At 68.5% G+C, this 26,116-nt stretch carries 30 protein-coding genes; 21 read left to right on the top strand and 9 right to left on the bottom strand.

Going from position 1 to position 26,116, the window contains the following annotated elements; all coding sequences use genetic code 11:
- Positions 1 to 111 precede the first annotated feature (111 nt).
- From BR47_RS0119090 to BR47_RS0119065, 6 genes are all read left to right on the top strand, one after another.
- Positions 112 to 516, top strand: a complete 405-nt coding sequence (locus BR47_RS0119090) for a hypothetical protein (protein ID WP_020101207.1) — start codon at positions 112 to 114, stop codon at positions 514 to 516.
- A complete protein-coding gene (mce1N, locus tag BR47_RS0119085; protein ID WP_029120487.1) occupies positions 513 to 1,013 on the top strand; it encodes a transport-regulating membrane protein Mce1N in 501 nt (166 codons plus the stop codon). The genes BR47_RS0119090 and mce1N overlap by 4 nt, the downstream gene beginning before the upstream one ends.
- A complete protein-coding gene (locus tag BR47_RS0119080; RefSeq protein ID WP_020101209.1) occupies positions 1,010 to 1,252 on the top strand; it encodes a hypothetical protein in 243 nt (80 codons plus the stop codon). Before mce1N ends, BR47_RS0119080 begins: the two co-directional genes overlap by 4 nt.
- A gap of 10 nt (positions 1,253 to 1,262) precedes the next feature.
- The gene (locus BR47_RS0119075) at positions 1,263 to 2,474 is read left to right on the top strand and encodes an acyl-CoA dehydrogenase family protein (RefSeq protein WP_020101210.1); all 1,212 of its coding nucleotides are present in this window, start codon (positions 1,263 to 1,265) and stop codon (positions 2,472 to 2,474) included.
- Between the two features lie 181 nt (positions 2,475 to 2,655).
- Complete coding sequence (locus BR47_RS0119070; RefSeq protein WP_029120486.1) at positions 2,656 to 3,543, top strand: oxygenase MpaB family protein; 888 nt, start codon at positions 2,656 to 2,658, stop codon at positions 3,541 to 3,543.
- On the top strand, positions 3,527 to 4,144 hold the full coding sequence (locus tag BR47_RS0119065; RefSeq protein WP_020101212.1) for a TetR/AcrR family transcriptional regulator: 618 nt from the start codon (positions 3,527 to 3,529) through the stop codon (positions 4,142 to 4,144). Before BR47_RS0119070 ends, BR47_RS0119065 begins: the two co-directional genes overlap by 17 nt.
- A 380-nt stretch (positions 4,145 to 4,524) precedes the next feature.
- Here the strand turns inward: BR47_RS0119065 and BR47_RS0119060 are convergent, their stop codons facing one another.
- Both BR47_RS0119060 and BR47_RS30895 read right to left on the bottom strand, forming a co-directional pair.
- On the bottom strand, positions 4,525 to 5,634 hold the full coding sequence (locus BR47_RS0119060) for a fatty acid desaturase family protein (RefSeq protein WP_029120485.1): 1,110 nt from the start codon (positions 5,632 to 5,634) through the stop codon (positions 4,525 to 4,527).
- A gap of 24 nt (positions 5,635 to 5,658) precedes the next feature.
- Positions 5,659 to 6,345, bottom strand: coding sequence for a TetR/AcrR family transcriptional regulator (locus BR47_RS30895; RefSeq protein ID WP_036427588.1), 687 nt, complete (start codon positions 6,343 to 6,345; stop codon positions 5,659 to 5,661).
- A 519-nt stretch (positions 6,346 to 6,864) separates the two neighbouring features.
- Here BR47_RS30895 and BR47_RS30890 point away from each other — a divergent pair.
- Positions 6,865 to 7,416, top strand: a complete 552-nt coding sequence (locus BR47_RS30890) for a DUF5994 family protein (RefSeq protein WP_020101216.1) — start codon at positions 6,865 to 6,867, stop codon at positions 7,414 to 7,416.
- A gap of 36 nt (positions 7,417 to 7,452) precedes the next feature.
- Here the strand turns inward: BR47_RS30890 and BR47_RS0119045 are convergent, their stop codons facing one another.
- Both BR47_RS0119045 and BR47_RS0119040 read right to left on the bottom strand, forming a co-directional pair.
- Positions 7,453 to 9,084, bottom strand: a complete 1,632-nt coding sequence (locus BR47_RS0119045) for a monocarboxylic acid transporter (protein WP_029120484.1) — start codon at positions 9,082 to 9,084, stop codon at positions 7,453 to 7,455.
- Positions 9,081 to 9,425, bottom strand: coding sequence for a DUF485 domain-containing protein (locus BR47_RS0119040; RefSeq protein ID WP_029120483.1), 345 nt, complete (start codon positions 9,423 to 9,425; stop codon positions 9,081 to 9,083). The genes BR47_RS0119045 and BR47_RS0119040 overlap by 4 nt, the downstream gene beginning before the upstream one ends.
- Before the next feature lie 155 nt (positions 9,426 to 9,580).
- Between BR47_RS0119040 and BR47_RS0119035 the strand changes: the two genes are divergently transcribed.
- Positions 9,581 to 9,973, top strand: a complete 393-nt coding sequence (locus BR47_RS0119035; RefSeq protein ID WP_029120482.1) for a carboxymuconolactone decarboxylase family protein — start codon at positions 9,581 to 9,583, stop codon at positions 9,971 to 9,973.
- On the opposite strand, the gene BR47_RS0119030 is transcribed toward BR47_RS0119035, so the two are convergent.
- On the bottom strand, positions 9,970 to 10,350 hold the full coding sequence (locus BR47_RS0119030; protein ID WP_029105164.1) for a nitroreductase family deazaflavin-dependent oxidoreductase: 381 nt from the start codon (positions 10,348 to 10,350) through the stop codon (positions 9,970 to 9,972). The two genes, BR47_RS0119035 and BR47_RS0119030, sit on opposite strands and share 4 nt — an antisense overlap.
- Positions 10,351 to 10,477: 127 nt before the next feature.
- On the opposite strand from BR47_RS0119030, the gene BR47_RS0119025 reads away from it, so the two are divergent.
- From BR47_RS0119025 to BR47_RS0118985, 9 genes are all read left to right on the top strand, one after another.
- On the top strand, positions 10,478 to 11,806 hold the full coding sequence (locus BR47_RS0119025; RefSeq protein ID WP_051634887.1) for an aspartate aminotransferase family protein: 1,329 nt from the start codon (positions 10,478 to 10,480) through the stop codon (positions 11,804 to 11,806).
- Between the two features lie 16 nt (positions 11,807 to 11,822).
- Complete coding sequence (locus BR47_RS0119020) at positions 11,823 to 12,209, top strand: pyridoxamine 5'-phosphate oxidase family protein (RefSeq protein WP_029120480.1); 387 nt, start codon at positions 11,823 to 11,825, stop codon at positions 12,207 to 12,209.
- Positions 12,210 to 12,454: 245 nt separating this feature from the next.
- Positions 12,455 to 13,759, top strand: coding sequence for a glutamate-1-semialdehyde 2,1-aminomutase (hemL, locus tag BR47_RS0119015; protein WP_029120479.1), 1,305 nt, complete (start codon positions 12,455 to 12,457; stop codon positions 13,757 to 13,759).
- Positions 13,756 to 14,364 (top strand): histidine phosphatase family protein, encoded by a 609-nt coding sequence (locus BR47_RS0119010; RefSeq protein WP_020101224.1) that lies wholly within the window; start codon positions 13,756 to 13,758, stop codon positions 14,362 to 14,364. The genes hemL and BR47_RS0119010 overlap by 4 nt, the downstream gene beginning before the upstream one ends.
- Before the next feature lie 29 nt (positions 14,365 to 14,393).
- Entirely contained in the window at positions 14,394 to 14,972 is a 579-nt protein-coding gene (locus tag BR47_RS0119005; RefSeq protein ID WP_036420539.1) for a TlpA disulfide reductase family protein, read from the top strand.
- The gene (locus BR47_RS0119000; RefSeq protein WP_029120478.1) at positions 14,969 to 15,739 is read left to right on the top strand and encodes a cytochrome c biogenesis CcdA family protein; all 771 of its coding nucleotides are present in this window, start codon (positions 14,969 to 14,971) and stop codon (positions 15,737 to 15,739) included. Before BR47_RS0119005 ends, BR47_RS0119000 begins: the two co-directional genes overlap by 4 nt.
- 107 nt (positions 15,740 to 15,846) lie before the next feature.
- Positions 15,847 to 17,343: a cytochrome c biogenesis protein ResB gene (locus BR47_RS0118995; RefSeq protein ID WP_051634895.1), complete on the top strand. Its 1,497-nt coding sequence runs from the start codon at positions 15,847 to 15,849 to the stop codon at positions 17,341 to 17,343.
- Complete coding sequence (ccsB, locus tag BR47_RS0118990) at positions 17,340 to 18,332, top strand: c-type cytochrome biogenesis protein CcsB (RefSeq protein WP_029120476.1); 993 nt, start codon at positions 17,340 to 17,342, stop codon at positions 18,330 to 18,332. The genes BR47_RS0118995 and ccsB overlap by 4 nt, the downstream gene beginning before the upstream one ends.
- Entirely contained in the window at positions 18,329 to 19,396 is a 1,068-nt protein-coding gene (locus tag BR47_RS0118985; RefSeq protein ID WP_141772269.1) for a nucleotide-binding protein, read from the top strand. Before ccsB ends, BR47_RS0118985 begins: the two co-directional genes overlap by 4 nt.
- 7 nt (positions 19,397 to 19,403) lie before the next feature.
- On the opposite strand, the gene BR47_RS33550 is transcribed toward BR47_RS0118985, so the two are convergent.
- The gene (locus BR47_RS33550; RefSeq protein WP_020101230.1) at positions 19,404 to 19,547 is read right to left on the bottom strand and encodes a hypothetical protein; all 144 of its coding nucleotides are present in this window, start codon (positions 19,545 to 19,547) and stop codon (positions 19,404 to 19,406) included.
- 76 nt (positions 19,548 to 19,623) lie between these two features.
- Here BR47_RS33550 and BR47_RS0118975 point away from each other — a divergent pair, with 76 nt between their 5' ends.
- Entirely contained in the window at positions 19,624 to 19,914 is a 291-nt protein-coding gene (locus BR47_RS0118975) for a DUF4229 domain-containing protein (RefSeq protein WP_020101231.1), read from the top strand.
- 13 nt (positions 19,915 to 19,927) lie between these two features.
- Here BR47_RS0118975 and BR47_RS0118970 read toward each other — a convergent pair whose 3' ends face one another.
- A complete protein-coding gene (locus BR47_RS0118970) occupies positions 19,928 to 20,803 on the bottom strand; it encodes a 1,4-dihydroxy-2-naphthoate polyprenyltransferase (protein ID WP_029105166.1) in 876 nt (291 codons plus the stop codon).
- A 35-nt stretch (positions 20,804 to 20,838) separates the two neighbouring features.
- Between BR47_RS0118970 and BR47_RS30885 the strand changes: the two genes are divergently transcribed.
- The 3 genes from BR47_RS30885 to BR47_RS0118955 are packed head-to-tail and all read left to right on the top strand — an operon-like array spanning position 20,839 to position 23,096.
- The gene (locus BR47_RS30885) at positions 20,839 to 21,147 is read left to right on the top strand and encodes a hypothetical protein (RefSeq protein ID WP_020101233.1); all 309 of its coding nucleotides are present in this window, start codon (positions 20,839 to 20,841) and stop codon (positions 21,145 to 21,147) included.
- Between the two features lie 7 nt (positions 21,148 to 21,154).
- Positions 21,155 to 21,931 carry an S-methyl-5'-thioadenosine phosphorylase gene (locus BR47_RS0118960; protein WP_020101234.1) on the top strand — a complete coding sequence of 259 codons (777 nt, stop codon included), beginning with the start codon at positions 21,155 to 21,157 and terminating at the stop codon, positions 21,929 to 21,931.
- A 49-nt stretch (positions 21,932 to 21,980) separates the two neighbouring features.
- The gene (locus BR47_RS0118955) at positions 21,981 to 23,096 is read left to right on the top strand and encodes an NAD(P)H-dependent flavin oxidoreductase (protein WP_020101235.1); all 1,116 of its coding nucleotides are present in this window, start codon (positions 21,981 to 21,983) and stop codon (positions 23,094 to 23,096) included.
- A gap of 56 nt (positions 23,097 to 23,152) precedes the next feature.
- Here BR47_RS0118955 and BR47_RS30880 read toward each other — a convergent pair whose 3' ends face one another.
- The gene (locus tag BR47_RS30880) at positions 23,153 to 24,847 is read right to left on the bottom strand and encodes a DUF4407 domain-containing protein (protein WP_051634886.1); all 1,695 of its coding nucleotides are present in this window, start codon (positions 24,845 to 24,847) and stop codon (positions 23,153 to 23,155) included.
- Positions 24,848 to 24,980: 133 nt separating this feature from the next.
- Entirely contained in the window at positions 24,981 to 26,078 is a 1,098-nt protein-coding gene (gene menE, locus BR47_RS0118945) for an o-succinylbenzoate--CoA ligase (RefSeq protein WP_218137127.1), read from the bottom strand.
- Between the last annotated feature and the right edge of the window lie 38 nt (positions 26,079 to 26,116).

The following is a 26,116-nucleotide window of genomic DNA, read 5'->3' as shown; positions in this document are numbered from 1 at the left end:
GAGCGGCCGTGTCTGTACGGCGGCGCGCGGCGCGAAGCGTGCATTTCGGGGCCGCTCGCGGGCGCCCAGGTCGACGTGAACGCACATGTGGCCCGCTAGGCTGGCCCGGATATGACTGAGCCCACGCCCTCCGCGCCCGCCCGTCCGCAGGCCGTCACAGTCGCTTTCTGGTGCTGGGTGGTGGCCGCGGTACTGCTGATGGTCGGCGGCATGTTGACCGCCACCGCGGAGGTGCCCGCCGCCTATCGTGGCCTGGTTCTGGGCTTCGGCGCCATCACCGCCCTCGCCGGCGCCGCCATGGCTTTTTCCGCCGGCCGGGCCCGCTCGGGGGACAACCGGTTTCGTCGGGCCGCGGTCGCGTTGTCCATGGCGATCGTGATCGTCGTCGGCCTTCTCGCGCTGCTGGGAGTGGCGCAGCTGCTGTCGTTGTTGGCGCTGCTGCCGTTGATCGGCGGCACGGTCTCGATCACCCGGCCGGCGGCGCAGACGTGGTTCGACGGAAAGGCCAACGCATGACGGACGCGCCGACTGACACCGACGCCGAGCAGATTCTCTTCCACGAGGTCGGTGCCAGCTGGTGGTGGTTGGCGCTCGGTCCGTTCTCCGGTGCCTCCATCGCGGCGATGCAGCTGTGGTCGGCGCACCGGGTGGACCCGCTGGTGCCGGTGGTGTTCCTCGTCCTGGTCACCGGGTTCCTGGGGTTGCAGGTCAAGGCGGCGCGGCTGCACACTTCGGTCGAGCTGACGCCCGAGTACCTGCGGCAAGGCACCGAGTCCGTGCGGGTCGCGGACATGATCGGGATGTTCCCGGAGGCCAGAGGCGCTGACGTGCCCCGCTGGCAGTCGTACCGGGCGTTCGGGGAGCTCACGGGCGTTCCGCGCGGCCGCACCGGGATCGGCGTCAAGCTGACCGGTGAGCGCAGCGGGCAGGCCTGGGCGCGGCGCCATCGCGGGTTGCGGGCCCAGCTGGAGGCGTTGGGTGTGCGCGAACTCGGCGAGGACGACGACGAATGAGCCGCGACAAGATCATCGCGGCCGGCGCACTCGTGGCGGCGGTGCTGGCCGCCGTCGGGTCGGTCGTGAGTTGGCTGGCCGCGTCGTCGATCGCCGACGTCGCGCCGGTGATCCCCGGCGAGCCGGTGAAGACGTCGGTGCTCTACGACCCGTCGTTCATCACGTTGTCATTGTTGCTGGCGACCCTGGCCGGGGTGCTCGCCGTAGTGGGGACGGCGAGGTGGCGGCGCGCCAAGTAGTGTGTCGCCCATGTCTTTTTCGCTAGAACTGTCTGCTGACGTCTGCCAGGTCCGCGACTGGGTTCACGAGTTCGCTGCCGACGTGATCCGTCCCGCCGCAGAGGAGTGGGACGAGCGCGAAGAGACGCCGTGGCCGATCCTGCAGGAGGCGGCCAAGGTCGGCCTGTACTCCATGGAGTTCTTTGCTGCTCAGACGGCCGAGGAGACCGGGCTCGGCATGCCCGTCGCTGTCGAAGAGTTGTTCTGGGGCGACGCCGGCATCTCGATGTCGATCATGGGAACCGGTCTGGCTGCCGCGTCGCTGGCGGCCAACGGCACCATGGAACAGCTGGGTGAGTGGCTGCCCCAGATGTACGGCGACATCAACGAGCCCAAGCTCGCCGCGTTCTGTTCGTCGGAACCCGGTGCGGGATCAGATGTTTCGTCGATCATCACCCGGGCGCGGTACGACGAGGCCACCGACGAATGGGTGCTCAACGGCACCAAGACCTGGGCCTCCAACGGCGGAATCGCCAACGTGCACATCGTCGTTGCCTCGGTTTACCCGGAATTGGGATCGCGTGGCCAGGCCAGCTTCATCATCCCGCCGGGCACCAAGGGCTTCAGTCAGGGACAGAAGTTCAAGAAGCACGGCATCCGGGCGTCGCACACCGCCGAGGTCGTGCTCGACGACGTCCGCCTGCCGGGTCGCCTGATCGTCGGTGGCCGGGAGAAGTTCGAGGAGCGGGTGGCCCGCACCCGTGAGGGCAAGAGCTCGGCGGGCCAGGTGGCGATGAAGACGTTCGAGCGGACGCGGCCGACCGTCGGGGCCATGGCGCTCGGGGTGTCCCGCGCGGCGTACGAGTACGCGCTCGGGTACGCGCAGGAGCGCGAGCAGTTCGGCCGCAAGATCGGCGACTTCCAGGCCGTCGCGTTCAAGCTGGCCGACATGAAGTGCCGCATCGACGCGGCGCGGCTGCTGGTGTGGCGGGCCGGCTGGATGGCGCGCAACAACCTGCCGTTCGAGAACGCCGAGGGCTCCATGGCGAAGCTCGTCGCCAGCGAGACCGCGGTCTACGTGACCGACGAGGCCATCCAGATTCTGGGCGGCAACGGCTACACCCGCGACTACCCGGTGGAGCGGTGGCACCGCGACGCCAAGATCTTCACGATCTTCGAGGGCACCAGCGAGATTCAGCGGCTGGTGATGTCCCGCGCGATCACGGGGCTGCCGCTCAAATAACGTCCGCGACCGTGCCGGCTGCGGCACGGCGCATCCGATGTACACGAACGTCCCGCTCGGCAGGTCTGAGCGGGGCGTTTTTGCACGGAGGCCACGGCGTGTCGTCTGCAGACACGCGCGCTCGCGGGAAATGGGGAAGCAGGGGTTGTTACAGAGTGCAAAATTTGTAACACTGTTCCGCATGACCGAACTTGCGGAGCAGTCCGAGCTGGTCGACGGGGCGAGCGGAGCGACGGGGAAAGACGACGCCCTGCCACTGGGGCCGGACTCGTTGGTGTGGAAGTACTTCGGCGACAACCGGATGTACCTGATCGGCCCGCGGCCGGCGGTCCTGCAGAACATGCTCGCCCAGCTGGGCCAGGGTGTGCTGGACCATTCGGTGTTCTTCGCGGACACCTCGGCGCGGATCAAGCGCTCGCTGCCGCCGATCTTCCGCACCGTCTACGGCACCGACGACGCGAACACCGGCACCCAGGTCCGCGACTTCCACCGCGAGATCAAGGGCGACATGCCCGACGGCAGCCGCTACCACGCGCTCGACCCGGAGACCTACTACTGGGCGCATGCGACGTTCGTCGAGCAGGTGCTGTATTTCGCGGACACCTTCGTCAAGCGGCTCACCGACGCCGAGAAGGAACAGATCTACCTGGAGTCCAAGACCTGGTACCGCCGCTACGGCGTCAGTGACCGGCCCATGCCGGCCACCTACGCCGAATTCGAGGAGTACTGGAACCGGATGATCAACGAGGTCGCGGTGCCGCACAAGACGGCCCGGTACGGCGTCGGCTATGTGACCAAAGGCTTTCCGGCGCCCAAGGCCGTCAACCCGGCGGTGTGGCGCGTCATCGCGGTCGTGTTCAACCCCGTCGCGGCGTTCCTGACCACCGGTGGGCTCCCGCCGCGGGCGCGGGACCTGCTGGAGCTGCCCTGGTCCGACCGGCAGGAACGCGCCTACCAGCTGTTCGCCGCCGCCTGGCGCACCAAGCCGGTGAACTGGGTGTGGGACCGGTTGCCGATGTCGGTGCGGTACAACAGCTTTGCGCAGAAGGGCTATGCGCGTGCCCGCTGACGCGACGGCCGCGATCCTCGACGCCGCGCTCGTCGAGTTCGAACAGCACGGCTTCCGCCGCGTCGCCCTCGACGACGTCGCGCGCCGGGCCGGCGTCAGCCGCACCACCATCTACCGACGGTTCGCGAACCGCGACGAGCTGGTCGCCGCGGTCGTCGAGCGCGAGAACGTCGTGCTGTTCGACGACATCGCGAGTGAACTGAAAAATGCTGGGCCACAGTCGGATCTGTATGTCGAGGCATTCACGCTCTCGATCCTGCGATTCCGGCGGCACCGGGTGCTGAACCGGATGATGCTCGACGAACCCGCACTGGTCATCGAACTCATGCAGCGGCATTACGGTGCCGCGGTCGGCCGGATGGCGGCTGCGCTGCGCGTCATCTTCCCGGAGGGCTTCGCCGACCGGATCGGTGAACAGGCCGTCAACGACCTGGCCGACACCATCCTGCGCTACGCCGCGATGGTGCTGCTGTTGCCGAGCGTCGAGGCGCTCGACAGCGCCGACGAGATCCGTGCTTTCGCCGCACGGCATTTCGTGCCGAGCCTGCCGGCCGCGTTGCAAGGTCAGGCGGGCAAGCCGGTCGCGGGGTCGATGCGGTAGATCTGCACGGGTAGAGGTCCGCGCATACGTCGCCCGTCCTGGCGACAGCGTTGACAACGCCGCGGCAGCGGGCGTGTACTGGACATCGGGGGATTGATGAGGTTGGACCATGACCGTCCACGATCTCGATGATGTGATCGGCGTTTCGGCTGCCGCACGTGCGAGGCTCTGATGTCCGCGATGGTGCTGTGCTCGGCGATAAAGCAGTTCCTGACCAACGGAGAGCCCGCGGCGAGTCGGGCTGCCGACGGCCGCCGGGTGACCGAAAGGATTCGCCGCCGCGCACGATTCGCCGACTGCTGCCGGGACAACCGACTAGCACACCAACGCCGGTGCGATCACGCCGAATGCGATCTGCATCGCACCGACCCTTTGGCGAGTTAGCGCGGCGCGACGGCGTACGCGCAATCGCGTCCGGACGCAACGCGATCCGGCAGCGCGAGTGTGACGATGGTGCGCAGGGTGCGGAGATACTGGCGCGCGAGCGGACCGGTCGTGTACGGCAGGCCGAAGCGGACGCACACGGCCTGGACCTGAACCGCGATCTGGGTGTAGCGGTTACTCGGAAGATCGGGGAACAGGTGGTGCTCGATCTGGTAGCAGAGGTTTCCGCTGAGAAACGCCAGCACAGGCCCGGCGTGGAAGTTCGCGGTGCCCAACATCTGTCGTAGATACCATTCGGATTTGGTCTCGCCGTCCAAGGCGGCAGGGGTGAATTTCTGTGTGCCGTCGGCGAAATGACCGCAACAGATCACCACATAGGCCCAGACGTTGCGGGCCAGGTTGGCGACCGCATTCGCGGTGAGGGTGCGGCGCCACCGTCGAACGCTCAGCGCGGGGAAGAACAGATAGTCCTTGCCGGCCTGCCGGGCGATCTTGCGGACCAGTGCCCGGGTGAGGGCGGATTTCTCGGCGCGCGTCGCCGCGCCCCGCTGCTCGGACTCCCAGCCCTGCAGTGCGATGCCCCATTCGAACATGATGCCCAGCAAGGCATTTCGTAGCGGCTGCAGCAGATTGCCGGCGCCCCACGGCTGGTCCGGAGTGACCCGCATGATGCCGTATCCGAGGTCGTCGTCCATACCGATCACGTTGGTGAACATGTGGTGGCGGTAGTTGTGGGCGTATCGCCATTGTGAGGACACGCCGGCCATGTCCCACTCCCAGGTGCTGGAGTGGATTTCCGGGTCGTTCATCCAATCCCATTGCCCGTGACTGATGTTGTGGCCGAGCTCCATGTTCTCGATGGTCTTGGCTGTGGCCAGTGCAACGATGCCGAGCGCACAAGCAAAGTTGCCCCGGGTGGCCGCGATGAACAGCCGGGCGGTGACCTCCAGGCAGCGCTGAAACACGATGGTGCGCTGGATATATGCCCTGTCGGCCGCGCCACGCGAATTCTCGACGTCGCGGCGGATGGCCTCCAGCGCGGTCCCGAGTGCGTCCAGGTCTGATTCGCTGAGATGGGCGTATTCGGCTACTTCGGTGATCGCCATGGGGATCACCTCCGTTCTGGTGATTTACGTGGCCTCGGCTGCAGGCACACCGAATCGGTCGCCCAGGCCGCCCAGCAGGATGTCGAGTCCCCGGTCGAGTTCGGCCCGCCCGTCGTAACTGGCCCAGGTCGGTGCGAGGTCACGCAAGTGCGGAAATTGGTCGATCGGCAGCCGGTACAGCCCGAGCCGCAGCACATGATCGGTTTCCTCGGGACGTTCGACGATCTCCTGCAGTTCGGTCAGGACGTGGCCGTACAGGAATCCGAACAACGTCCGGTACATGTGGAGTGCGTCGGCTCCGCTGAACCCGGCCCCGGTCAGGAGTGCGAGCACCTCTTCGAGGTGCCGCAGGATCCCGGGGGGTCGCATCCCGAGCGGTGTGGACAGGGGGCGGGTGACCAGCAGCGGCACCACGTTGGGATGCGCGCGCGCCAATTCGCGGAAATCGTGGCCGAGTTTGCGTAACGCACCAGCCCAGCCCGTTGCCGGGGCGTCGAGCGAAAGCTGATCGAAGATCAGCTCCACGACCCCGTCCAGCACGGCCGCTTTGTTCGGCACATGGCGGTAGAGCGCCATGGGGTCACGCCCCACCACCTCTCCGAGGCGGCGCATCGACAGCGCCTCCACGCCCTCGCGGTCGATGATTTCCAGGGCACTGGTCAGGACCGCCGCACGGGTGATCGGCCGGTTGGCGCTGTCTTCTGGGGTCACGGATGAAGCACCACCCTCCGGGTAAGTTTTTCGTTCGGATATCTTCACTGTAGCCCTATCCAGTAGGTCTACGCTGTTGACATCGGTGCCAATGGGGCGTGTACTGGACCTATAGCACCGAAATGAGGTGGCGTCATGATCGTCATCGCTGGATCGGTCGTTGTGCTCATCGCGCCGGCCGTGGAGTCCGACGCGACGCACGACCCATCGCCGGTGACGCCGGGACGCATTCACGTCCCGTCCACCAAACCCTAGGAGCCGAAATGGCTACCAGCAACGCAGTTTTCCTGGCCCTCGTGGTCGTCGTGGCGCTCGCGCTCAGCGCGGCTTTCGCGTGGACGGCGGGAACCAACCGCAACCTACGTCGTGCTGCGACGCCCCTGCCTCAGCCTGCGCCGCCTGAGGTCGGCGACCACCCGCCGACAACCACCACAACGAGGCGCCGGTCCGCGCTGGACAGCTCAACGACTCAGTGGGATCGCGCCGACACCAGAGATACACCCCGAAGGGAGCGTCGCCATGACGCCACAACTGACCCGCAAGAATGACCCGAACGGCACCGTGCCCGCGCACACACCGCGCCTGCGATTGAAGTCCAAAGCGCCGCATGGTGGATACGTCGACGGGGCGTGGTGGCCGCGCAGCGATGACCTGACCCACGAGCTGCCGGATTTGTTGGCGGTGCTGTCGGTGCGGCTGGGCCGCATTGACCGCGTGTCCTATCGCCTGAACTCCTGGGCGAATGCGCCTCGCAAGCTCACCACCGGTGGCCGCGCGGTACGTCTGGACGGGTACCGGCTTCAGCCGCGCAACACCATCGAAGTTCGCGGCCTCGACGACGACCGCGATCGGCTGATACTGCTGGTGATCCCGCCGCGCACCGACCCCGGCGACGCCCACGCCACCATGATGACCGCAGCCCAATCCGGCAACGCCGGCACGGTCGACGGGCTGCTCATGATCAGCCCACGAGACCGCGCCACGCGGACACAGGCGTCCAACGCTCAAGAGCGTTGGGAGTCAGAAGGCGGAACGACGACATCTCCGCGGTCCCAGCGGGCCCTCGCCTGACACCTGAACCATCAGTCCGTGAGCGGCGGTCGAAGGTCAGTGCGCGACGGGCTTCTCCGCGCCCACCCCGGTCAGTGACCGCACTTCCATCTCGGCGGCCAGTTCGGGATCCCCGGTGTCCGACGATGTCAGCGTGCCGATGATGCCGAGCACGAATGCCAGCGGGATGGACACGATGCCCGGGTTGGCCAGCGGGAAATACGCGAAGTCCGCACCCGGGATCATCGCGGTCTTGCTGCCCGACACGGCGGGGGAGAACACGATCAGCACGATGGTCGAGATCAGGCCGCCGTACATGCTCCACAGCGCACCGCGGGTGTTGAACCGCTTCCAGTACAGCGAGTACAGGATCGTCGGCAGGTTGGCCGCGGCCGCCACGGCGAACGCCAGGGCCACCAGGAACGCCACGTTCTGACCGTTGGCGAGGATGCCGAGCCCGATCGCGAACACGCCCAGCACCACTGCGGTGATCCGGGAGACCCGGACCTGCTCCTCCTCGGTCACCTTGTGGGACTTGAGAACTGACGCGTAGATGTCATGCGCGAAGGATGCCGAAGCCGTGATGGTCAGGCCCGCCACGACCGCGAGGATCGTCGCGAACGCCACCGCCGAGATGACGCCCAGCAGGATCACCCCGCCGAGTTCGAATGCCAGCAGCGGCGCCGCGGAGTTCACGCCGCCGGCTGCCTTGAGGATGCGGTCCGGGCCGACGAGGGCGGCGGCGCCATAGCCGAGCACCAACGTGAACAGGTAGAAGGCGCCGATCAGCGCGATGGCCCAAACGACCGACCGCCGCGCCTCTTTCGCGGTCGGCACGGTGTAGAAGCGCATCAGCACGTGCGGCAGGCCCGCGGTGCCCAGCACCAGCGCCAGCGCCAGTGAGACGAAGTTGATCTTCGAGGTGAGCGAACCGCCGTACTGCGCGCCGGGCGCCAGGACGTCGCGGCTGGAGACGCCTTTGGTGGTGGCGTGCGAGATGGCCGACTGCGCCGAACCGAGGATGTCGGAGAAATTGAACCCGAACTTGCCGAGCACCATGACCGTCATCAGGGCGGCGCCGGTGATCAGCAGCACGGCCTTGATGATCTGCACCCACGTGGTGCCCTTCATACCGCCGACCAGCACGTAGACAATCATCAGCACGCCGACGACGGCGATGACGATCGATTGGCCGCCCCGGCTCTTCACGTCGAGCAGCAGCGCGACCAGACCGCCCGCCCCCGCCATCTGGGCCAGCAGGTAGAACAGCGACACCGTCAGCGTCGAGGTGGCTGCGGCCAACCGGACCGGCCGCTGCTTGAGCCGGAAGCTCAGCACGTCGGCCATGGTGAATCTGCCGGTGTTGCGCAGCAATTCGGCGACCAGCAGCAGCGCGACGAGCCAGGCGACCAGGAAGCCGATGGAGTACAGGAAGCCGTCATAGCCGTAGACGGCGATGGCGCCGGCGATGCCGAGGAAGCTCGCGGCCGACAGGTAATCGCCGGCGATGGCGATGCCGTTCTGCGGGCCGGAGAAGCCGCGGCCGCCGGTGAAGAACTCGTCGGCGGTGGCGTTGCGCTTGCTGGCCTTGATGACCACGACCATCGTGACGACGACGAACACGCTGAAGATGCCGATGTTGGCGACGGGGTTGCCGACGGTGGCGGCGGCGAGCACGGTGGTGTTCATCGGGCGCCCTCGAGTTCTTCACGGATGGCGGCAGCGCGCGGGTCGAGCTCGCGGTTGGCGAAGCGCACGTACAGCCCGGTGATCACGAACGTCGTCAGGAACTGGCCCAACCCGATCAGCAGCCCGATGTTGATGTTGCCGAACACCCGGATGGCCATGAAGTCATGCGCGAAGGCGCCGAGCGCGACGTAGAGGCCGTACCACACCAGGAAGAACGCGGTCATCGGAAACACGAAGCGGCGCAGTCTGGTTCGCAGTTCCTGGAACTCGGGGCTGGCCTGCATGGCGAGGAACTGCTCCCCGGTGGGGGCAACCCTCTCGGGACGGTCGGTTTCGGGCACCGAGGGCACTCCTGACAATTGACTGTGAGCAGATAGCGCAGAACCTAATTGAGAGCTGGGTCACTCGCGAGCGGTATCGCGTTCTGTTCACCGAATTCGGTCCCGGCGGCGCTGCGCTACGGTCTGCCGCAGCCATATCGAGAGAAAGGCCAGAGATGACCAGCGAGCCTGCTTCGGCATTCGACGCCGGAATCACCACCCGCCGTCAGGTGATGGGCGACGAGTTCGTCGACCGCGCCCTGGCCCGCACCAGTGGCACCGAGTCGGAGCCGATCCAGCGCTTCGTCACCGAGCATGTCTGGGATGCCGTGTGGAACCGGCCGGGCCTGAGCCGTCGCGACCGCAGCCTGCTCAACCTCGGCATGCTGACGGCCCTGCGCGTCCACGAGGAGCTGGCAGGCCACGTCCGGGGCGGCCTCAACAACGGCCTCACCCGTGACGAGATCGTCGAGGCTATCATCCACGCCACGGGTTACTGCGGCGCGCCCGCGGCGCTGAGCGCGATGCGCGTGGTGCAGCAGGTGCTCGACGAGACGCGGCCGGACTAAGCCCGGCGCAACAGCACGGCCTGCTCAAAAGGCAAGCGCGGAAACACTTTACGCAGCGCTCCGGTGATGAGCGGGGCGGCTTCTTCCTTGCTCACCACGCGCGGGTCGACGACGTCGTACGTCTGGCCGCGCCGGATCAGTTTGCCGCCGCCGGCCTTGGTGATGTTCTTGAGCCAGTCGCGGTCGGGGCCGTAGGTCAGCAGGACGGCGAAGCCCTCGTCGGTGGTGAACACCGTCAGCGGCGTGCGGAACGGCTTGCCGGACTTACGTCCGACGTGCTCGAGGATGCCGAACGTCGGCGCGCGGCCGGCCCACAGCCGTTGGATGGGGTTCGTGACCCGGCGGTTGAAGCGCGCGACCGACTGCGGAATCTGCATGTCCCCATCGTGCGCCATCGTGGTTGGGGTGGCCAGGGGAGCGAGTAAAGTTACCGACCGGTAGCGGCGACGATGCGGTGTCGCACACCAGCCTGTAACCCGCTGATTCATCTTCGAGGAGGAATGCATGCCTGCGCCCGCCAACGCTGACGCCCGCCGGATCTATGACCTGGAGCGCAGCCGCGTATTCCACTCGTGGTCGGCCCAGGGAAAGCTCGACCCGATGGTCTTCACCGGCGCCGAGGGCAGCTACCTCATCGACGGTGACGGCAACCGTCTCCTCGATTTCTCGAGCCAGCTCGTCTACACCAACATCGGCCACCAGCACCCCAAGGTCGTCGCCGCCATCGCCGAGCAGGCCGCCAAGCTGTGCACCATCGCGCCGCAGCACGCCAACGAGGCCCGCGCCACGGCTGCCGACCTGATCTGCCAGGTCGCGCCCGAGGGCTTCAACCGGGTGTTCTTCACCAACGGCGGCGCCGACGCCGTCGAGCACGCCATCCGCATGGCGCGCGTGTACACCGGCCGCTACAAGACGCTGTCGACGTACCGCAGCTACCACGGCGGCACCGCGCTGACGGTCAACCTGACCGGCGACGTCCGCCGCTGGGGCAACGACTACGGCACCGAAGGCACTACCCACTTCTTCGGGCCCTTCCTGTACCGCAGCCAGTTCAATTCGCTGACGCAGGAGGAAGAGTCCGAGCGCGCCCTGGCGCACCTGCGGTCCGTCATCGAGTTCGAGGGCCCGTCGGCGTTCGCCGCGATCATCCTCGAGTCGGTGCCCGGCACCGTCGGCATCATGCCGCCGCCGCCCGGCTACCTGCAGGGCGTGCGCGAGCTGTGCGACCAGTACGGCATCGTGATGATCCTCGACGAGGTCATGGCCGGCTTCGGCCGCACCGGCAAGTGGTTCGCGCTGGACAACTATGGCGTCACCCCCGACCTCATCACCTTCGCCAAGGGCGTCAACTCCGGCTACGTCCCGCTCGGCGGCGTCATCGTCAGCGACAAGATCCTCGAGCGCTTCCTGGAGCAGCCGTACGGCGGCGGGCTCACCTACTCGGGCCACCCGCTGGCGTGTGCGGCATCCGTCGCGACCATCACCGCGATGCACGACGAGAAGATCGTCGAGAACGCCGAACTGATCGGCACCGATGTCTTCGGTCCGGGCCTGGCGGCGCTGGCCGAGAAGCACGACATCATCGGCGACGTCCGTGGTCTGGGCGTGTTCTGGGCGGTCGAGCTGGTCAAGGACCGCGCCACCAAGGAGCCCCTGGCTCCGTACGGCGGGTCGTCGCCCGAGATGGGTGCCATCAACGCGCGGGCCAAGCAGAACGGCCTGCTGCTGTTCATGAATTACAACCGCTTCCACCTGGTGCCGCCGTGCAACATCAGCATCGACGACGCCAAGCGCGGGCTGGACATTCTGGACGATGCGCTGAGTGCCGTATAGCCATACGCTTTGGCGCATGGCCTACCTCAAGCCGCCGTGGTTCGTCGTCCATGTCTTCAACCCGATTGCGCGGCTGACCGGCATCGGCGGGAGCCAGACCCTGACGGTCACCCGCAGCTCCAACCATGTGCCGCAGCGCATCCCGGTCGTCGTACCGGAGGTGGACAGGGTGAAGTACCTGGTGTCGACGCGCGGTGAGTCGGCGTGGGTGAAGAACGTCCGGGAGAACCCGGTGGTGGCGCTCGGCAAGGCGAACTACCTGGCCAGCGAGATTCCGGTCGCGGACCGGGCGCCGATCATCGCGGCGTACCGGCCGCTTGCCGGCAAGGTCGTCGAGCAGTACTGGCGCGAGCTGCCCGACGACGCCGACCACCCGGTCTTCAAGCTGACGCCGCAGAACTAGGGCGGGTGCTGGGCCTCTCCGGACATGTTCGATCCGAAGCCGTCAGCTTTCCTTGACGTCAAGGAAAGTTGACGACTCCTGGCGAAAGGTGTCGGGGGAGAGCCGCGCGGACGTGACGGATGTGGTTCGTGAGGTCTCGTGGGCCTACCCACGGCCGGGGATTGGCGCGACCTCCCACCGCCGCGTGAGCCGGCTCCTACACCCTGTAGTTGGTCCATTCGCGCGCGGCTGGGACACTGGTGGCCATGCGCTCTACCGACGTCTCCGCGAAACTGTTCGCCGATGCGTCGACCGTGATCCCCGGCGGGGTCAACTCGCCTGTGCGGGCCTTCAGCTCGGTCGGCGGTACCCCTCGCTTCATCACCTCGGCCAACGGCTACTGGCTCACCGACGCCGACGGCAACCGGTATGTCGACCTGGTGTGCTCGTGGGGCCCGATGATCCTGGGCCACGCCCACCCCGCCGTGGTCGAGGCCGTGCAGACCACCGCGGTCAACGGCTTGTCGTTCGGCGCCCCGACGCCCGCCGAGACGGAGCTGGCGCGCGAGATCATCGACCGCGTCGCGCCCGTCGAGCGCATCCGCTTCGTGAACTCCGGCACCGAAGCCACCATGAGCGCCATCCGGCTGGCCCGCGGCTTCACCGGCCGGCCCAAGATCATCAAGTTCTCCGGCTGCTACCACGGTCACAGCGACGCGCTGCTGGCCGACGCCGGCTCCGGCGTCGCGACGCTGGGCCTGCCGTCTTCGCCGGGCGTCACCGGGGCGGCCGCCGCCGACACCATCGTGCTGCCCTACAACGACCTCGACGCAGTCCGTGAGGCGTTCGCCGCGGCCGGCAATGAGATCGCCTGCGTGATCACCGAGGCCAGCCCCGGCAACATGGGCACCGTCCCGCCGGCCGCGGGCTACAACGCCGCGCTGCGGCAGATCACCGCCGAGCACGGCGCGCTGCTCATCATCGACGAGGTGATGACGGGCTTCCGCGTGAGCCGTGGCGGCTGGTACGGCCTCGATCCGGTCGATGCCGACCTGTTCACCTTCGGCAAGGTGATGAGCGGCGGCCTGCCCGCCGCCGCGTTCGGTGGTCGCGCCGAGGTGATGGAACGGCTGGCTCCGCTCGGCCCGGTGTACCAGGCCGGGACGCTGTCCGGGAACCCGGTCGCGATGGCCGCGGGTCTGGCCACGCTGCGCGCCGCCGACGACGCCGTCTACCGCGCCCTCGACGTCAACGCCGACCGGCTGTCCGGGCTGCTGACCGGCGCGCTCACCGAAGCCTCTGTCGCGCACCGCATTTCGCGCGCAGGGAACTTCCTGACGGTGTTCTTCGGCGATGCGCCCGTCAGCGACTTCGCATCGGCCAAGGCCACCGAGACCTGGCGCTACCCGGCGTTCTTCCACGCCCTGCTGGACGCCGGGGTCTACCCGCCGTGCAGTGCCTTCGAAACCTGGTTCGTCTCGGCCGCACTCGACGACGCTGCGTTCGACCGGATCGCCGACGCGCTGCCCGCCGCCGCGCAGGCCGCCGCCCAAGCTCAGGAGCCCGCATGACCGACAAGACGATCGTGCACGTGATGCGTCACGGCGAGGTCCACAACCCCGACAAGATCCTGTACGGCCGCAAGCCTGATTTCCACCTCTCCGAGCGTGGGCAGGCGCAGGCCGCGGCGGTCGCCGGTTGGCTGGCCGAGCGCGACATCGTCTACGTCGTCGCGTCGCCGCTGGAGCGCGCGCAGGAGACCGCGACGCCCATCGCGGCCCGGCACGGCCTGCCCATCGACACCGATCCCGAGCTCATCGAGTCGACGAATGTGTTTGAGGGACAGCGGGTCTCGCCGGGTGACGGCGCGCTGCGCGACCCGCGCAATTGGTGGCATCTGCGCGACCCGAAGACCCCGTCGTGGGGCGAGCCGTACAAGCACATCGCGGCGCGCATGACGGCCGCCGTGGACCGGGCGCGGGTCAAGGGCATGGGGCACGAGGCGGTGTGCGTCAGCCATCAGCTGCCGGTGGAGACGCTGCGTCGCGCCATGCTCGGCAAGAACCTGCACCACTTCCCGACCAAGCGCATGTGCAACCTGGCGTCGGTGACGTCGTTCTACTTCCATGGCGACCAGATGGTCGGCTGGGGATACTCGGAGCTGGCCGGACAGTGACTTCGCTGGTGGCCCGCGCCGGGGCAGTGATGGCGGCCGTCCTGACGACGGCCGTGCTGCTCGTCGGCTGCTCCACCGGTGACGACGCCGTCGCGCAGGGCGGCACCTTCGAGTTCGTGGCGCCGGGCGGCAAGACCGACATCTTCTACGACCCGCCGGCGAGCCGTGGCAAGCCGGGCGCGGTGCGCGGTCCGTCGCTGACGGATCCGTCGAAAACCCTGTCCCTGGATGACTTTTCAGATCAGGTCGTGGTGATCAACGTCTGGGGTCAGTGGTGTGGCCCGTGCCGCTCGGAGATCGCCGAGCTCGAGAAGGTGTACGAGCAGACCAAGGCGCAGGGCGTCGCGTTCCTCGGCATCGACGTGCGTGACAACAACCGACAGGCCGCCGTCGACTTCGTCGTCGACCACAAGGTGACGTTCCCGTCCATCTATGACCCGGCGATGCGCACCATGATCGCGTTCGGCGGCAAGTACCCGACGACGGTCATCCCGTCGACGCTGGTGCTGGACCGTCAGCACCGGGTGGCCGCCGTGTTCCTGCGGGAACTGCTGGCCGACGACCTCAAGCCTGTCGTCGAGCGGCTTGCCAAAGAGGGCAGGGCATGACCTCCTTCGCCGAAACCGCAGCGGCCGGACCGCTTTTGGTGGCCCTCGGGGTGAGCGTGCTGGCCGGGCTGGTGTCCTTCGCCTCGCCGTGCGTGGTGCCGCTGGTGCCCGGGTACCTGTCGTATCTGGCCGCGGTGGTCGGTGTCGACGATGCGGAGGGGACGACCAAGGTCCGCACCGCCCGCTGGCGGGTGGCCGGCGCGGCGGCGTTGTTCGTCGCTGGCTTCACCGTGGTGTTCCTTCTGGGGGCGGTCGCGGTGCTCGGTCTGACCACGACCCTCATCGCCAATCAGCTTCTGCTGCAACGCATCGGCGGCGTCATCACGGTGCTGATGGGCCTGGTGTTCATCGGGCTGGTGCCCGCCCTGCAGCGTCAGGTGCGGTTCACGCCGCGCCAGGTGTCGACGGTCGTCGGCGCCCCCTTGCTGGGCGCGGTGTTCGGGCTGGGCTGGACCCCGTGCCTGGGGCCGACGCTGACGGGCGTCATCGCGGTGGCCTCGGCCAGTGACGGCGCCAGCGTCGCCCGTGGCATCGCGCTGGTGATCGCGTACTGCCTGGGTCTCGGAATTCCGTTCGTGCTCTTGGCGTTCGGGTCGGCCCGCGCCGTGCAGGGTCTGGGCTGGCTGCGCCGGCACACCCGCGCCATTCAGATCTTCGGCGGTCTGCTGCTGATCGTCGTCGGCACCGCGCTGGTCACCGGCGTGTGGAACGACTTCACGTCCTGGGTGCGCGACGCCTTCGTCAGCAACGTGAGGCTCCCGATATGACCGACGTTTCCGCGCCCGACGCCGTGTCGGGCGGCGAGACCCGCCGCCCCGGCCCGATCTCTCGGGTGGTCGCGCTGTTCCGCAACACCTGGCGGACGCTGACGTCGATGGGCACCGCCCTGGTGCTGCTGTTCCTGCTGGCCCTCGGCGCCATCCCGGGCGCGCTGCTACCGCAGCGTTCGCTCAACGCCGGAAAGGTCGACGAATACCTGGCGCAGCACCCGACGATCGGGCCGTGGCTCGACAAGGTGCAGGCCTTCTCGGTGTTCTCGAGCTTCTGGTTCACCTCGATCTACGTGCTGCTGTTCATCTCGCTCGTGGGCTGCCTGACGCCGCGCATGATCGAGCACATCCGCAGCCTGCGTGCCGTGCCGGTGCCCGCGCCGCGGAACCTGGCGCGGCTGCCCAAGCACGCAGAAGCCACCGTGCCGGGTGAGCTGGACGCCGTCGCCGACCGGATGGCGGGGCGGCTCAAGGGCTGGCGCCAGACCACCCGAACGCTCGACGACGGCACTCGCGAGATTTCGGCCGAGAAGGGCTACCTGCGCGAGTTCGGCAACATCGTCTTTCACTTCTCGCTGCTGGGCCTGCTGGTGGCCATCGCGTTCGGCAAGATGTTCGGCTACGAGGGCAACGTCATCGTCATCGCCGACGGCGGGCCGGGGTTCTGCTCGGCCTCACCGGCCGCGTTCGACTCGTTCCGCGCCGGCAACGTCGTCGACGGCACCTCGCTGCACCCCAGCTGCCTGCGGGTCCACGACTTCGACGCCCGGTACCTGCCGAGCGGGCAGGCCACGGCGTTCGCCGCGAACATCGATTACCAGGACGGCGCCGACCTGGTCAGCGGTACCTGGCGGCCGTACCGGCTGGAGGTCAACCACCCGCTGCGGATCGGCGGCGAGCGCATCTACCTGCAGGGCCACGGCTACGCGCCGACCTTCACCGTCACGTTCCCGAACGGCCAGACCCGCACCTCGACGGTGCAGTGGAAGCCCGAGAACGCGCTGACGCTGCTGTCGTCGGGCGTCGCACGCATCGACCCGCCGGGCGGCAGCTACCCCGACGACCGCGAGCGGCGCAAGCACCAGATCGCCATCCAGGGCCTGTTCGCGCCGACCGCCGAACTCGACGGCAAGCTGCTGTCCTCGAGCTTCCCGGCGATGAACGCGCCCGCCGTGGCCATCGACATCTACCGCGGCGACACCGGGCTCGACAGCGGCCGCCCGCAGTCGCTGTTCTCGCTCGACCCCCGGCTGATCGACCAGAAGCGGCTCACCAAGCAGGCCCGTGTCAACCTCAAGGCCGGCGAGCAGACCAAGCTGGACGACGGCACCGTCATCAAGTTCGACGGCGCGGTGCCGTTCATCAACGTGCAGGTGTCGCATGACCCGGCGCAGGTGTGGGTGCTGGTGTTCGCGCTGACCATGATGGCCGGCCTGTTGGTGTCGCTGGTGGTGCGCCGGCGCCGCGTTTGGATTCGGATCGTGTCGGCCGGGCCGGGTACCGTCAACGTCGAGCTCGGCGGCCTGGCCCGCACGGACAACTCGGGGTGGGGCGACGAGTTCGAAAAGCTCACAGAGCGGTTGATTGAGGACAAGCGATGAATACAGAGCACATCGACATCGACCTGGCCCGGTACTCGGACTGGGCATTCACCACGTCGGTGGTCGTGCTGGTCGGTGCGCTGCTGCTGCTCGCGGTCGAGCTGGCGTACAGCCGCGGCCGCAAGGCCGATGAGCGCTCGCGCGAAGAGCAGATGGTGGGGGCAGCGGTCCGCAGTGCTGTCGGCGCCGACAGCATGACGCCGGGCGTCGTGGTCGAGGACCCGACGCGCACCACGGACGAGCGCATCGGCCGGGTCGGTCTGGCCCTCGTGTACGTCGGCATCGCGATGCTGTTCGCGTGCATCGTGCTGCGCGGCCTGGCCACCACGCGCGTGCCGTGGGGCAACATGTACGAGTTCATCAACCTGACCAGCTTCTGCGGGTTGATCGCGGCCGCGGTCGTGCTGCGCAAGCCGCAGTTCCGCGCGCTGTGGGTGTTCGTCCTGGTGCCCGAGCTGATCCTGCTGTCGGTGTCGGGGAAGTGGCTGTACACCAACGCCGCGCCGGTGATGCCCGCACTGCAGTCGTACTGGCTGCCCATCCACGTCTCGGTGGTCAGCCTCGGTTCCGGCGTCTTCCTGGTCGCCGGTGTCGCCAGCATCCTGTTCCTGCTGAAGATGTCGCCGCTGGCGCATCAGGACAACGGTTTCGGCCGGATGATCGAGCGCCTGCCGGATGCCCAGACCCTGGACCGCATCGCCTACCGGACCACCATCTTCGCGTTCCCGATCTTCGGGTTCGGCGTCATCTTCGGGGCCATCTGGGCCGAGGAGGCGTGGGGCCGTTATTGGGGCTGGGACCCCAAGGAGACGGTGTCGTTCGTCGCGTGGGTCGTCTACGCCGCGTATCTGCACGCCCGGTCCACCGCCGGCTGGCGTGACAAGAAGGCCGCGTGGATCAACGTCGTCGGCTTCGTCGCGATGGTGTTCAACCTGTTCTTCATCAACCTGGTGACCGTCGGCCTGCACTCGTACGCAGGGGTCGGTTGAGTTTGACCTCGTTCCGCGCCCAGGGCCGGTTCAAGGACCCGGCTGATCCCGTCGCTGTCGCCACGCCCACCGCGGCGCCGGAGGCCCGCATCGTCATCGCACATGCGGTGACACCTGTTCTGGCGCCGACACCCGCGAAGCCGCGGAGCCTGGACCCCGCCACGGTCGCGCTGCTGAGCCGCCCGAGCCGCGCACCGTCGACCGGCTGGCGCAAGGCGCTGTACTACGCGACGGGAACCCTGCTCAATCCCGGCGACAGCCCCAAGACCCTGCACCGCAACCGGTTGACCGCACAGATCAACCGACCGCTGCGGGACTGCTACCGGATCGCGGTGCTGTCCCTCAAGGGCGGCGTCGGGAAGACGACCATCACCGCGACGCTGGGGGCGACGTTCGCGTCGATCCGCGGCGACCGCGTCATCGCGGTGGATGCCAACCCGGACCGCGGCACGCTCAGCCAGAAGGTGCCGCTGGAGACGCCGGCGACGGTCCGTCATCTCCTGCGGGACGCCGAGGGCATCTCCAGCTACAGTGACGTCCGCAACTACACCTCGCGGGGTGAGAGCCAGCTCGAGGTGCTGGCGTCGGAGAGTGATCCGGCGGTGTCGGAGGCGTTCAGCTCCGAGGATTACGCCCGCACGCTGGCGGTGCTGGAGCCGTACTACCGCCTGGTGCTGACGGACTGCGGCACCGGCATGCTGCATTCGGCGATGGGCGCGGTGCTCACGCATGCCGACGTGCTGGTCGTGATCAGCTCAGGCTCGGTCGACGGCGCACGCAGCGCCGCGGCGACCCTCGACTGGCTCGATGCCCACGGTCATCAGGAGTTGGTGCGCAACGCCGTCGCGGTGGTCAACGCGGTGCGTCCGCGCTCCGGCAAGGTCGATCTGCGCAAGGTGGTCGACCATTTCGGTCGCCGCTGCCGCGCCGTGCAGGTGGTGCCGTTCGATCCGCACCTGGAGGAGGGTGCCGAGATCAGTCTGGACCGGCTCCGGCCGGACACCAGGGATGCGTTGCTGGAATTGGCCGTGGCAGTCGCCGACGGATTTCCGCTGTCGCTGTAGAGAGTCGCTACGAGCCGAGCCGGCGCAGGAATTCCGGATCGTCGTCCGGGCCGATGACACGCGTGGTCGGCCGCGCGGCCGTCGCGCGAGTGGCACGCCAGCCGACGTAGGCCAACAGAGCCAGCAGCGTGATCAGGAGCAGGAACTGCACGTAAAACCTCCTTTATTCGAATATACGCGTCCGTCGGTAAACTCGTGCGGTGTCTGATGCGCCAGCTACCCCGTCCATGCCACGTTTGCTGCTCGACGTCTTTCTCTACGCGCTCGCCCGGCTGCTGCTGGTAGCGGTGATTGCCGGCGCGATCTTCGGCGTCGTCGCGTTGCTGGGTATCCGTGATTTCCCGGCCATGGTGGCGCTGCTGTTCGCGCTGGTTCTCGGCATGCCGCTGGGCATCTGGCTGTTCGCTCCGCTGCGCCGCCGGGCCACCGCCGGGATCGCCGCCGTCGACGAGCGTCGCCGCGCCGAGCGCGAGCAGTTGCAGGCTCGGCTGCACGGCGAGGATTCCGCCGGCGACTGACGCCGCCCGGGCGCTAGGGCTTGATCGCCACCAGCACCGCGGTGATCAGGGCGGACCACACCAGCATCGTCAGCCCGGTGTCCTTGAGCACGGGGATCAGCTCGCGGCCGCCGAGGCCTGAGCGCACCGGCTTGGCCGCGCGGACCGCCAGCGGCGCCGCCGCGAAGCCGACGAGGCACCACGGGGTCGCGAGCGTCAGGACCGCGGTCAGCACGAACGGCAGCAACGTCAGCACCTGGAACAGCTTTCGGGTGCGGGCATCGCCGAGCCGCACCGCCAGCGTGATCTTGCCCGACACCTGATCGGTCGGGATGTCGCGAAGGTTGTTGGCCACCAATACCGCCGACGACAGCGCCCCGACTGCGATGGCGAGGACGAGCCCGATCCAGTCGACCCGCAGGGCCTGCGTGTACTGCGTGCCGAGCACAGCGACCAGCCCGAAGAACACGAACACCGCGACCTCGCCGAGCCCGCGATAGCCGTACGGGTTGGTGCCGCCGGTGTAGAGCCAGGCGCCGGCGATGCACGCCGCGCCGACGGCGATCAGCCACGGCTGGCTGACCAGGGCCAGCGCCAGGCCGGCACCGGCGCCGATCGACAGGCTGATCACGGCCGCCGCCAGCACCGCCTGTGGGGAGGCCAACTTGGCGCCGACCAGGCGGACCGGCCCGGACCGGTCGTCATCGGTGCCGCGGATGCCGTCGGAGTAGTCGTTGGCGTAGTTGACGCCGATGATCAGCGAGATCGAAACCACAAGGGCCAGAGCCGCTTTCCACCACACCTCACCGCCGACCCACGCGGCGGCGCCGGTGCCTGCCAGCACGGGAGCGACGGCATTCGGGAGGGTGCGCGGTCGGGCGCCCTCTATCCACTGCGAAAGACTGGCCACGCGCGCAATCGTCCCACGCCCCTACACTTATCGGCATGAAGGATCGGCTCAGCAAGAACGAGATTCGCAAAGATGTCGTGCAGGAATCCGTCGAAGCCGTCGCAGGCACCGTCGGCGAGGTCATGAACATCGTCGTCACCGCCGTCAAGGACGTGGCGAGCTCCATCGGTGCCCTGGCCACCGACGCATTCGAGATCCGTGACGGCGCCCGGCGGGCCCGCGCGCAGCTGGAACAGGACGAGGCCGAGGATATCGAGGACGACGACGTGGCGGCGCCCGCGCCGACGCCCGTCACGGCCGTGACGCCGGAGACGACGGAAGCTCCCAAGACCGACGCCGAATAGTCGTTGGATGCTGGGAGTCATCGGCGGTAGCGGTTTCTACACGTTCTTCGGGGACGACGCGCGCACCGTCACCGTCGACACGCCCTACGGCGCGCCGAGCGCGCCGGTGACCATCGGGGCCGTCGGCGGACACGAGGTGGCGTTCCTGCCACGGCACGGGCTCAAGCACGAGTACTCGCCGCACACGGTGCCGTACCGGGCCAACATGTGGGCGCTGCGCAAGCTCGGGGTGCGCCGGATTTTCGCCCCGTGCGCCGTCGGCAGCCTCACCGCGGACCTCGGACCCGGTGCCGTGGTCGTGCCGGACCAGCTGGTGGACCGCACCCGCAGCCGTGAGGACACCTACTTCGACGCCGGCGGCATCCACGTCGGCTTCGCCGATCCGTACTGCCCGACGCTGCGCGCCGTCGCGGCCGAGCAACCGGGCGTCATCGACGGCGGCACCATGGTGGTCATCCAGGGGCCCCGGTTCTCCACCCGCGCCGAGAGCCAGTGGTTCGCGACCCAGGGGTTCACGCTGGTGAACATGACCGGCTACCCCGAGGCCGTGCTGGCCCGGGAACTCGAGATGTGTTATGCGGCAATCGCTTTGGTGACCGATCTGGACGCGGGCATCGAGGCCGGGGCCGGCGTCACCACCGTCGACGTGTTCGCGGAGTTCGAGCGGAACACCCCGATGTTCAAGGCCCTGGTGCAGCAGGCCCTCGCGACCGTCCCGGCCGAACGGACCTGCACTCACTGTCTGGCCCACGCCGGGGTGAAGCTGCCGTTTGAGCTGCCCTGACCGGGTCGGCTATTGACACCCGTCAAGTCGGGGTGGCAAAACTGACGGGGTGACTTCCCGCATCTGCGAACAGCTCGGCATCGACTTTCCGCTCTTCGCCTTCAGCCATTGCCGCGACGTGGTCGCCGCCGTCACCAACGCCGGTGGTTTCGGCGTGCTGGGCGCGACGGCGTACACCCCCGAGCAGCTCGACCGGGAACTCGCCTGGATCGACGATCACGTCGGCGGCCGGCCCTACGGTGCGGACATCATCGTCCCGGCGAAATTCGAGGGCAAGGGCGAGAACCTGTCCGACGGCCAGCTGGCCGACCGAATCCCTTCGGAATACCGGGAATTCGTCACCCAACTGCTGATCGACCATGGCATCGAGCCCGAGGGACGGGTCCGTACCGGCGGGTCGGTGCTGTCCGGCAACACCGGGCACGACCTGCTCGACGTGGCGTTGAGCCACCCCATCAAACTGATCGCCAATGCCCTTGGGGTGCCGCCGGATTACATGATCGAGGCGGGCCGCGAGCGGGGGATTCCGGTGGCCGCGCTGGTCGGTGCCAAGGAGCACGCCGTCAAGCAGGTGGCAGCCGGGGTCGACCTCATCGTCGCGCAGGGCACCGAGGCCGGTGGGCACTGCGGTGAGGTCTCGACGCTTGTCGTGGTACCGGAAGTGATTGAGGCCATTGATGATTCGGTTCCCGTGCTGGCGGCGGGCGGCATCGTCACCGGTCGGCAGATGGCCGCGGCGGTCGCGCTGGGCGCCGCTGGGGCCTGGACCGGTTCGGTGTGGCTGACCACCGAGGAGGCCGAGACCGCGCCGGCCACCAAGCAGAAGATGCTGGCCGCCACGTCACGTGACACCGTGCGGTCGGCGGGCCGCACCGGAAAGCCCGCACGCCAGCTGGTTTCGGATTGGACGGATGCCTGGGCGCCGAAAGACGGTGGCCGCAAGCCACTTCCGCTGCCGCTGCAGAACATGCTGAGCGAGCCGGTGATCCGGCGCATCGACCGACTGGCCGCCCAAGGGCATCCGGGCGCCCAGCAGCTGGCGACCTACTTCGTCGGCCAGGGCGTCGGCCTGATGAACAAGGTCAAGCCCGCCCGCGAGGTAGTCCGCGAGTTCATCGAGGACTACCTCGCCGCCACCGAGCGCCTGAACCGCTCGCTGCCCTAGGGATTTGTGCACGATTTTCCGCGCGAGGCGCGGAAAATCGTGCACAAATCCCCGGGTTACGGCTCGATGGCGCGGCGGCCTTCCTTGAGCTGACGGCGCTCGTCGGCGGCGTCGATGATCGTGGTGTCGGTGCCGTCGAGCGCGGTGTACGGGTCGGCGCTCCGCAGCGGCGTGGTCGGTGCGAACGTCGCGTTCATCTGCGGTGCGGCCCACTGGGGTTCGACGCGCGGGTGGACGCCCTGGCCCGCTCCGAGCGCCTGGCCCTGGTCCGCGGCGCGCGGGCCCGACGACTGCTCGTGCTCGTTCTCGGTCACCGTCGTCCGGGACGTCCGGCGCAGCGTGAAGGTGATCTCCTCGAACTCTTCGATGACCTTCTGCGCCGAGCGCAGCTGCTGCACCGACGTGTCGATGACGCGGTCCACCACCGGTGCGACGGGCGCCATCAGCGGACGCAGCAGGCGAGCGGCGACCTTGGTGAGGTCGGGCAGTTGCGGCAGCGCCAGGCCGCCGGCGGGCTGGGAGGTCGCCTGCACCGGCAGGTTGTCGGCCGGCTGGTCGGCGATCGGGACCAGTTCGGCCGTGGCGGCCGGTTCGGCCGGAGCGTCGGCCGCTTCGGGCTCCGGCGCGGGGCCGGCGTTCAAGGAACGTCGCTGCGGGTCCGGGAACGCCATGAGTTCGTCCCAGTCCGAGTACATGGGCTGCGGCTGCGAATCGGACGGCCGCAGCACCTCGGCGGTGGGGGCCGCGAGCGCGGGCTGCGCCGGCTCACCGGTAAGGGCCTCCGCCACGCGCTGGCGGTGGTATTCGCGATTGATCTCGGCGTCGGTTTCGAGCGCGAGCTTCATAGCGGCCAACTGGTGTTCGGCCTTCAGAATCTCGGCTTCGGCCCGCACCTCGGCCTGCTTGACGGCGATGGCGGTCTCGGCGCGCAGCTCGGCCCGCAGCCGGGACTCGTCGTGACGCTCGCGCAGCGTCCGGTCCTGCCGGGCATGCAGCAGCATCGGCAGCAGGTACAGCAGGACGCAGACGCCGACGACGGCGATGCGCGCCACCAGCGCGGCGGGCGTCTCGATGGTGTAGCCGTTCATCGCGACCCACCGCGCGCCGAAGCCACGGTCCGCGTCGGCGCCGGCCGCATCGCGTGCCGCTGAGACGGCGTGCTCGGCGCCGGCGATCCGCGCGTCGAGAGTCGGGGCCTGCTCGCCCCGGGCCGCCAGCGCGGCATCGAGCTCACGCTGGTCGTGCTCGAGGATGTCCTGGGTGTTCTGGGTGATCTGGCCGTCGCCGGGCACGCCGGTGACCGGCTGCTGGGCGCACGACGGCGTCGGGTGGTATTCGCAGCGGGCCACGACCTGGGCGTCGTCACGACGCTGCCGGGCGGAGTCGACGGCCGCGTCGAGCGCGCCGCGACCGGCACGCAGCGCGTCCAGCTGGCCCTGCGCGGTGGCCACCGCGGGCGTGGCCGCGGCGCGGGCTGCGGCCTGGGCGTCCATGCGCTGGGTGATGGCATTGCTGAACAGCGTCATCGCGGCGAGTTCGCCGACCAGGAGGCCGATCGCGACGGCCAGGGCGACCCGGACGGCGGTGCCGCGGGCGCTGGCGACGGTGCTGCGGATGGCCACGACCACCAGCGCACCGAAAATCAGGGTCACGGGCAGCACGACGGCCAGTGGCAGACCGGTGGACGGGGTTGCGACGGCGGCGGCCACGAGCCAGGCCAGCACGCCTCCTGACCAGGTCAGGGCGGTCACCGCAGGATGGTTGTCAGACTGTCTGTGGGCAGGCATGGAAACTCCAACTCTTCCGGTCCGCGTTCCAGGGTCCCAGAGAGCCGGGCCCGCCACCGAATCAAGCGCCGATGCTGTGACCGGCATCACGGGCCGATCAGGCGTTTTTCTGGTACTGCAGCGTCAGCGCCCGCCGATCCAGCTTGCCGATCCCGCGGCGGGGGAGTTCGGCGACCACGTGCACCTCACGTGGGGCGGCGGTGGCGGCCAGCGTGGCGCTGACGTGTTCTCGCAGGTCAGCGACGGTGGGTGCGTCCGCGCCTGGGTGGAGTACGACGGCGACGGCCACCCGTTGGCCCAGCCGTTCGTCGGGCACGCCGAACACGGCGCATTCGGCGATGGCCGGATGGCCGGCCAGGGCCGACTCGACGAGCGCGGGCAGCACCTTCAGGCCACCGGTGGCGATGGCGTCGTCGATGCGGCCCAGTACCCGCAGCACGCCCGAATCATCCACTGCGCCAATGTCATCGGTGACGAACCAGCCATCCACAAACGGCGACGGGTCGACGGGGTTTCGGTAACCCGACGCTAGCGTGGGACCGCCCAACGAGATTCGGCCGGTGTCGTCGATGCGCAGCCGGACGCCGTTCAGTGGTGTGCCGTCATAGACGCAGCCGCCGCTGGTTTCGCTCATCCCGTAGGTGCGGACCACGGAAATGCCTGCGGCCGTGGCTTTTTCGCCGAGCCCCGGCGGCATGGGGCCGCCGCCGATCAAGACGGCGTCCAGTTCGGCCAGCGCCTCGGTCGCGGCGGGATCGGCCAGGATCTTCGCCAGCTGTACTGAAACCAGGGACGTGTAGCGCCGGCCGGGACCCAAAGCGTTTACGGCAGAAGGTAGTTCACTGACATCGAAGCCCGGGTCCAGCGCGATGGGCGTGGTGCCGGCCCGCAGGCTGCGCACCAGGACCTGCACTCCGGCGACGTGGTAGGCGGGCAGGGCCAGCAGCCAGCGGCCGGGGCCGCCGAGCCGGTCGTGCGTGGCGTCGGCGCTGGCATGCAGCGCGGCGGCGGAAAGCAAGGCGCCCTTGGGGATTCCGGTGGAACCCGACGTCGAGACCACCAGGGCCACGTCGTCGTCGACGGACTCTCCGGCCCGCAACGTTTCCGTCAGCAACGTGGCCTGGCGGTCATCGTCGGCCGGCACCGGCAGCAGCGTGCCGCGGCCGTCGAGGGCCTGGGCCAGCGCGGGGATCAAGGCGAGGGCCGCGTCGCCGGATCCGACGGCGACCGGGT

The organism is Mycobacterium sp. UNC410CL29Cvi84, assembly GCF_000686745.1.
Classification (GTDB): domain Bacteria; phylum Actinomycetota; class Actinomycetes; order Mycobacteriales; family Mycobacteriaceae; genus Mycobacterium; species Mycobacterium mucogenicum_B.
This window is presented reverse-complemented; position numbering and strand designations above follow the sequence as displayed.

Coding starts and splice junctions, on each gene's coding strand:
- ccsB (WP_029120476.1), top strand. CDS start 17,340: ATGAATACAGAGCACATCGACATCGACCTGGCCCGGTACTCGGACTGG.
- hemL (WP_029120479.1), top strand. CDS start 12,455: ATGCGCTCTACCGACGTCTCCGCGAAACTGTTCGCCGATGCGTCGACC.
- BR47_RS0119065 (WP_020101212.1), top strand. CDS start 3,527: ATGCGCGTGCCCGCTGACGCGACGGCCGCGATCCTCGACGCCGCGCTC.
- BR47_RS0119090 (WP_020101207.1), top strand. CDS start 112: ATGACTGAGCCCACGCCCTCCGCGCCCGCCCGTCCGCAGGCCGTCACA.
- BR47_RS0118960 (WP_020101234.1), top strand. CDS start 21,155: ATGCTGGGAGTCATCGGCGGTAGCGGTTTCTACACGTTCTTCGGGGAC.
- BR47_RS0119000 (WP_029120478.1), top strand. CDS start 14,969: ATGACCTCCTTCGCCGAAACCGCAGCGGCCGGACCGCTTTTGGTGGCC.
- BR47_RS0119060 (WP_029120485.1), bottom strand. CDS start 5,634: ATGGCGATCACCGAAGTAGCCGAATACGCCCATCTCAGCGAATCAGAC.
- BR47_RS0119070 (WP_029120486.1), top strand. CDS start 2,656: ATGACCGAACTTGCGGAGCAGTCCGAGCTGGTCGACGGGGCGAGCGGA.
- BR47_RS0118975 (WP_020101231.1), top strand. CDS start 19,624: ATGCCACGTTTGCTGCTCGACGTCTTTCTCTACGCGCTCGCCCGGCTG.
- BR47_RS0119035 (WP_029120482.1), top strand. CDS start 9,581: ATGACCAGCGAGCCTGCTTCGGCATTCGACGCCGGAATCACCACCCGC.
- BR47_RS0119080 (WP_020101209.1), top strand. CDS start 1,010: ATGAGCCGCGACAAGATCATCGCGGCCGGCGCACTCGTGGCGGCGGTG.
- BR47_RS0119025 (WP_051634887.1), top strand. CDS start 10,478: ATGCCTGCGCCCGCCAACGCTGACGCCCGCCGGATCTATGACCTGGAG.
- BR47_RS0119005 (WP_036420539.1), top strand. CDS start 14,394: ATGGCGGCCGTCCTGACGACGGCCGTGCTGCTCGTCGGCTGCTCCACC.
- BR47_RS30885 (WP_020101233.1), top strand. CDS start 20,839: ATGAAGGATCGGCTCAGCAAGAACGAGATTCGCAAAGATGTCGTGCAG.
- BR47_RS0119030 (WP_029105164.1), bottom strand. CDS start 10,350: ATGCAGATTCCGCAGTCGGTCGCGCGCTTCAACCGCCGGGTCACGAAC.
- mce1N (WP_029120487.1), top strand. CDS start 513: ATGACGGACGCGCCGACTGACACCGACGCCGAGCAGATTCTCTTCCAC.
- BR47_RS0118995 (WP_051634895.1), top strand. CDS start 15,847: ATGGGCACCGCCCTGGTGCTGCTGTTCCTGCTGGCCCTCGGCGCCATC.
- BR47_RS0119010 (WP_020101224.1), top strand. CDS start 13,756: ATGACCGACAAGACGATCGTGCACGTGATGCGTCACGGCGAGGTCCAC.
- BR47_RS30890 (WP_020101216.1), top strand. CDS start 6,865: ATGACGCCACAACTGACCCGCAAGAATGACCCGAACGGCACCGTGCCC.
- BR47_RS0119045 (WP_029120484.1), bottom strand. CDS start 9,084: ATGAACACCACCGTGCTCGCCGCCGCCACCGTCGGCAACCCCGTCGCC.
- BR47_RS0119075 (WP_020101210.1), top strand. CDS start 1,263: ATGTCTTTTTCGCTAGAACTGTCTGCTGACGTCTGCCAGGTCCGCGAC.
- BR47_RS0119020 (WP_029120480.1), top strand. CDS start 11,823: ATGGCCTACCTCAAGCCGCCGTGGTTCGTCGTCCATGTCTTCAACCCG.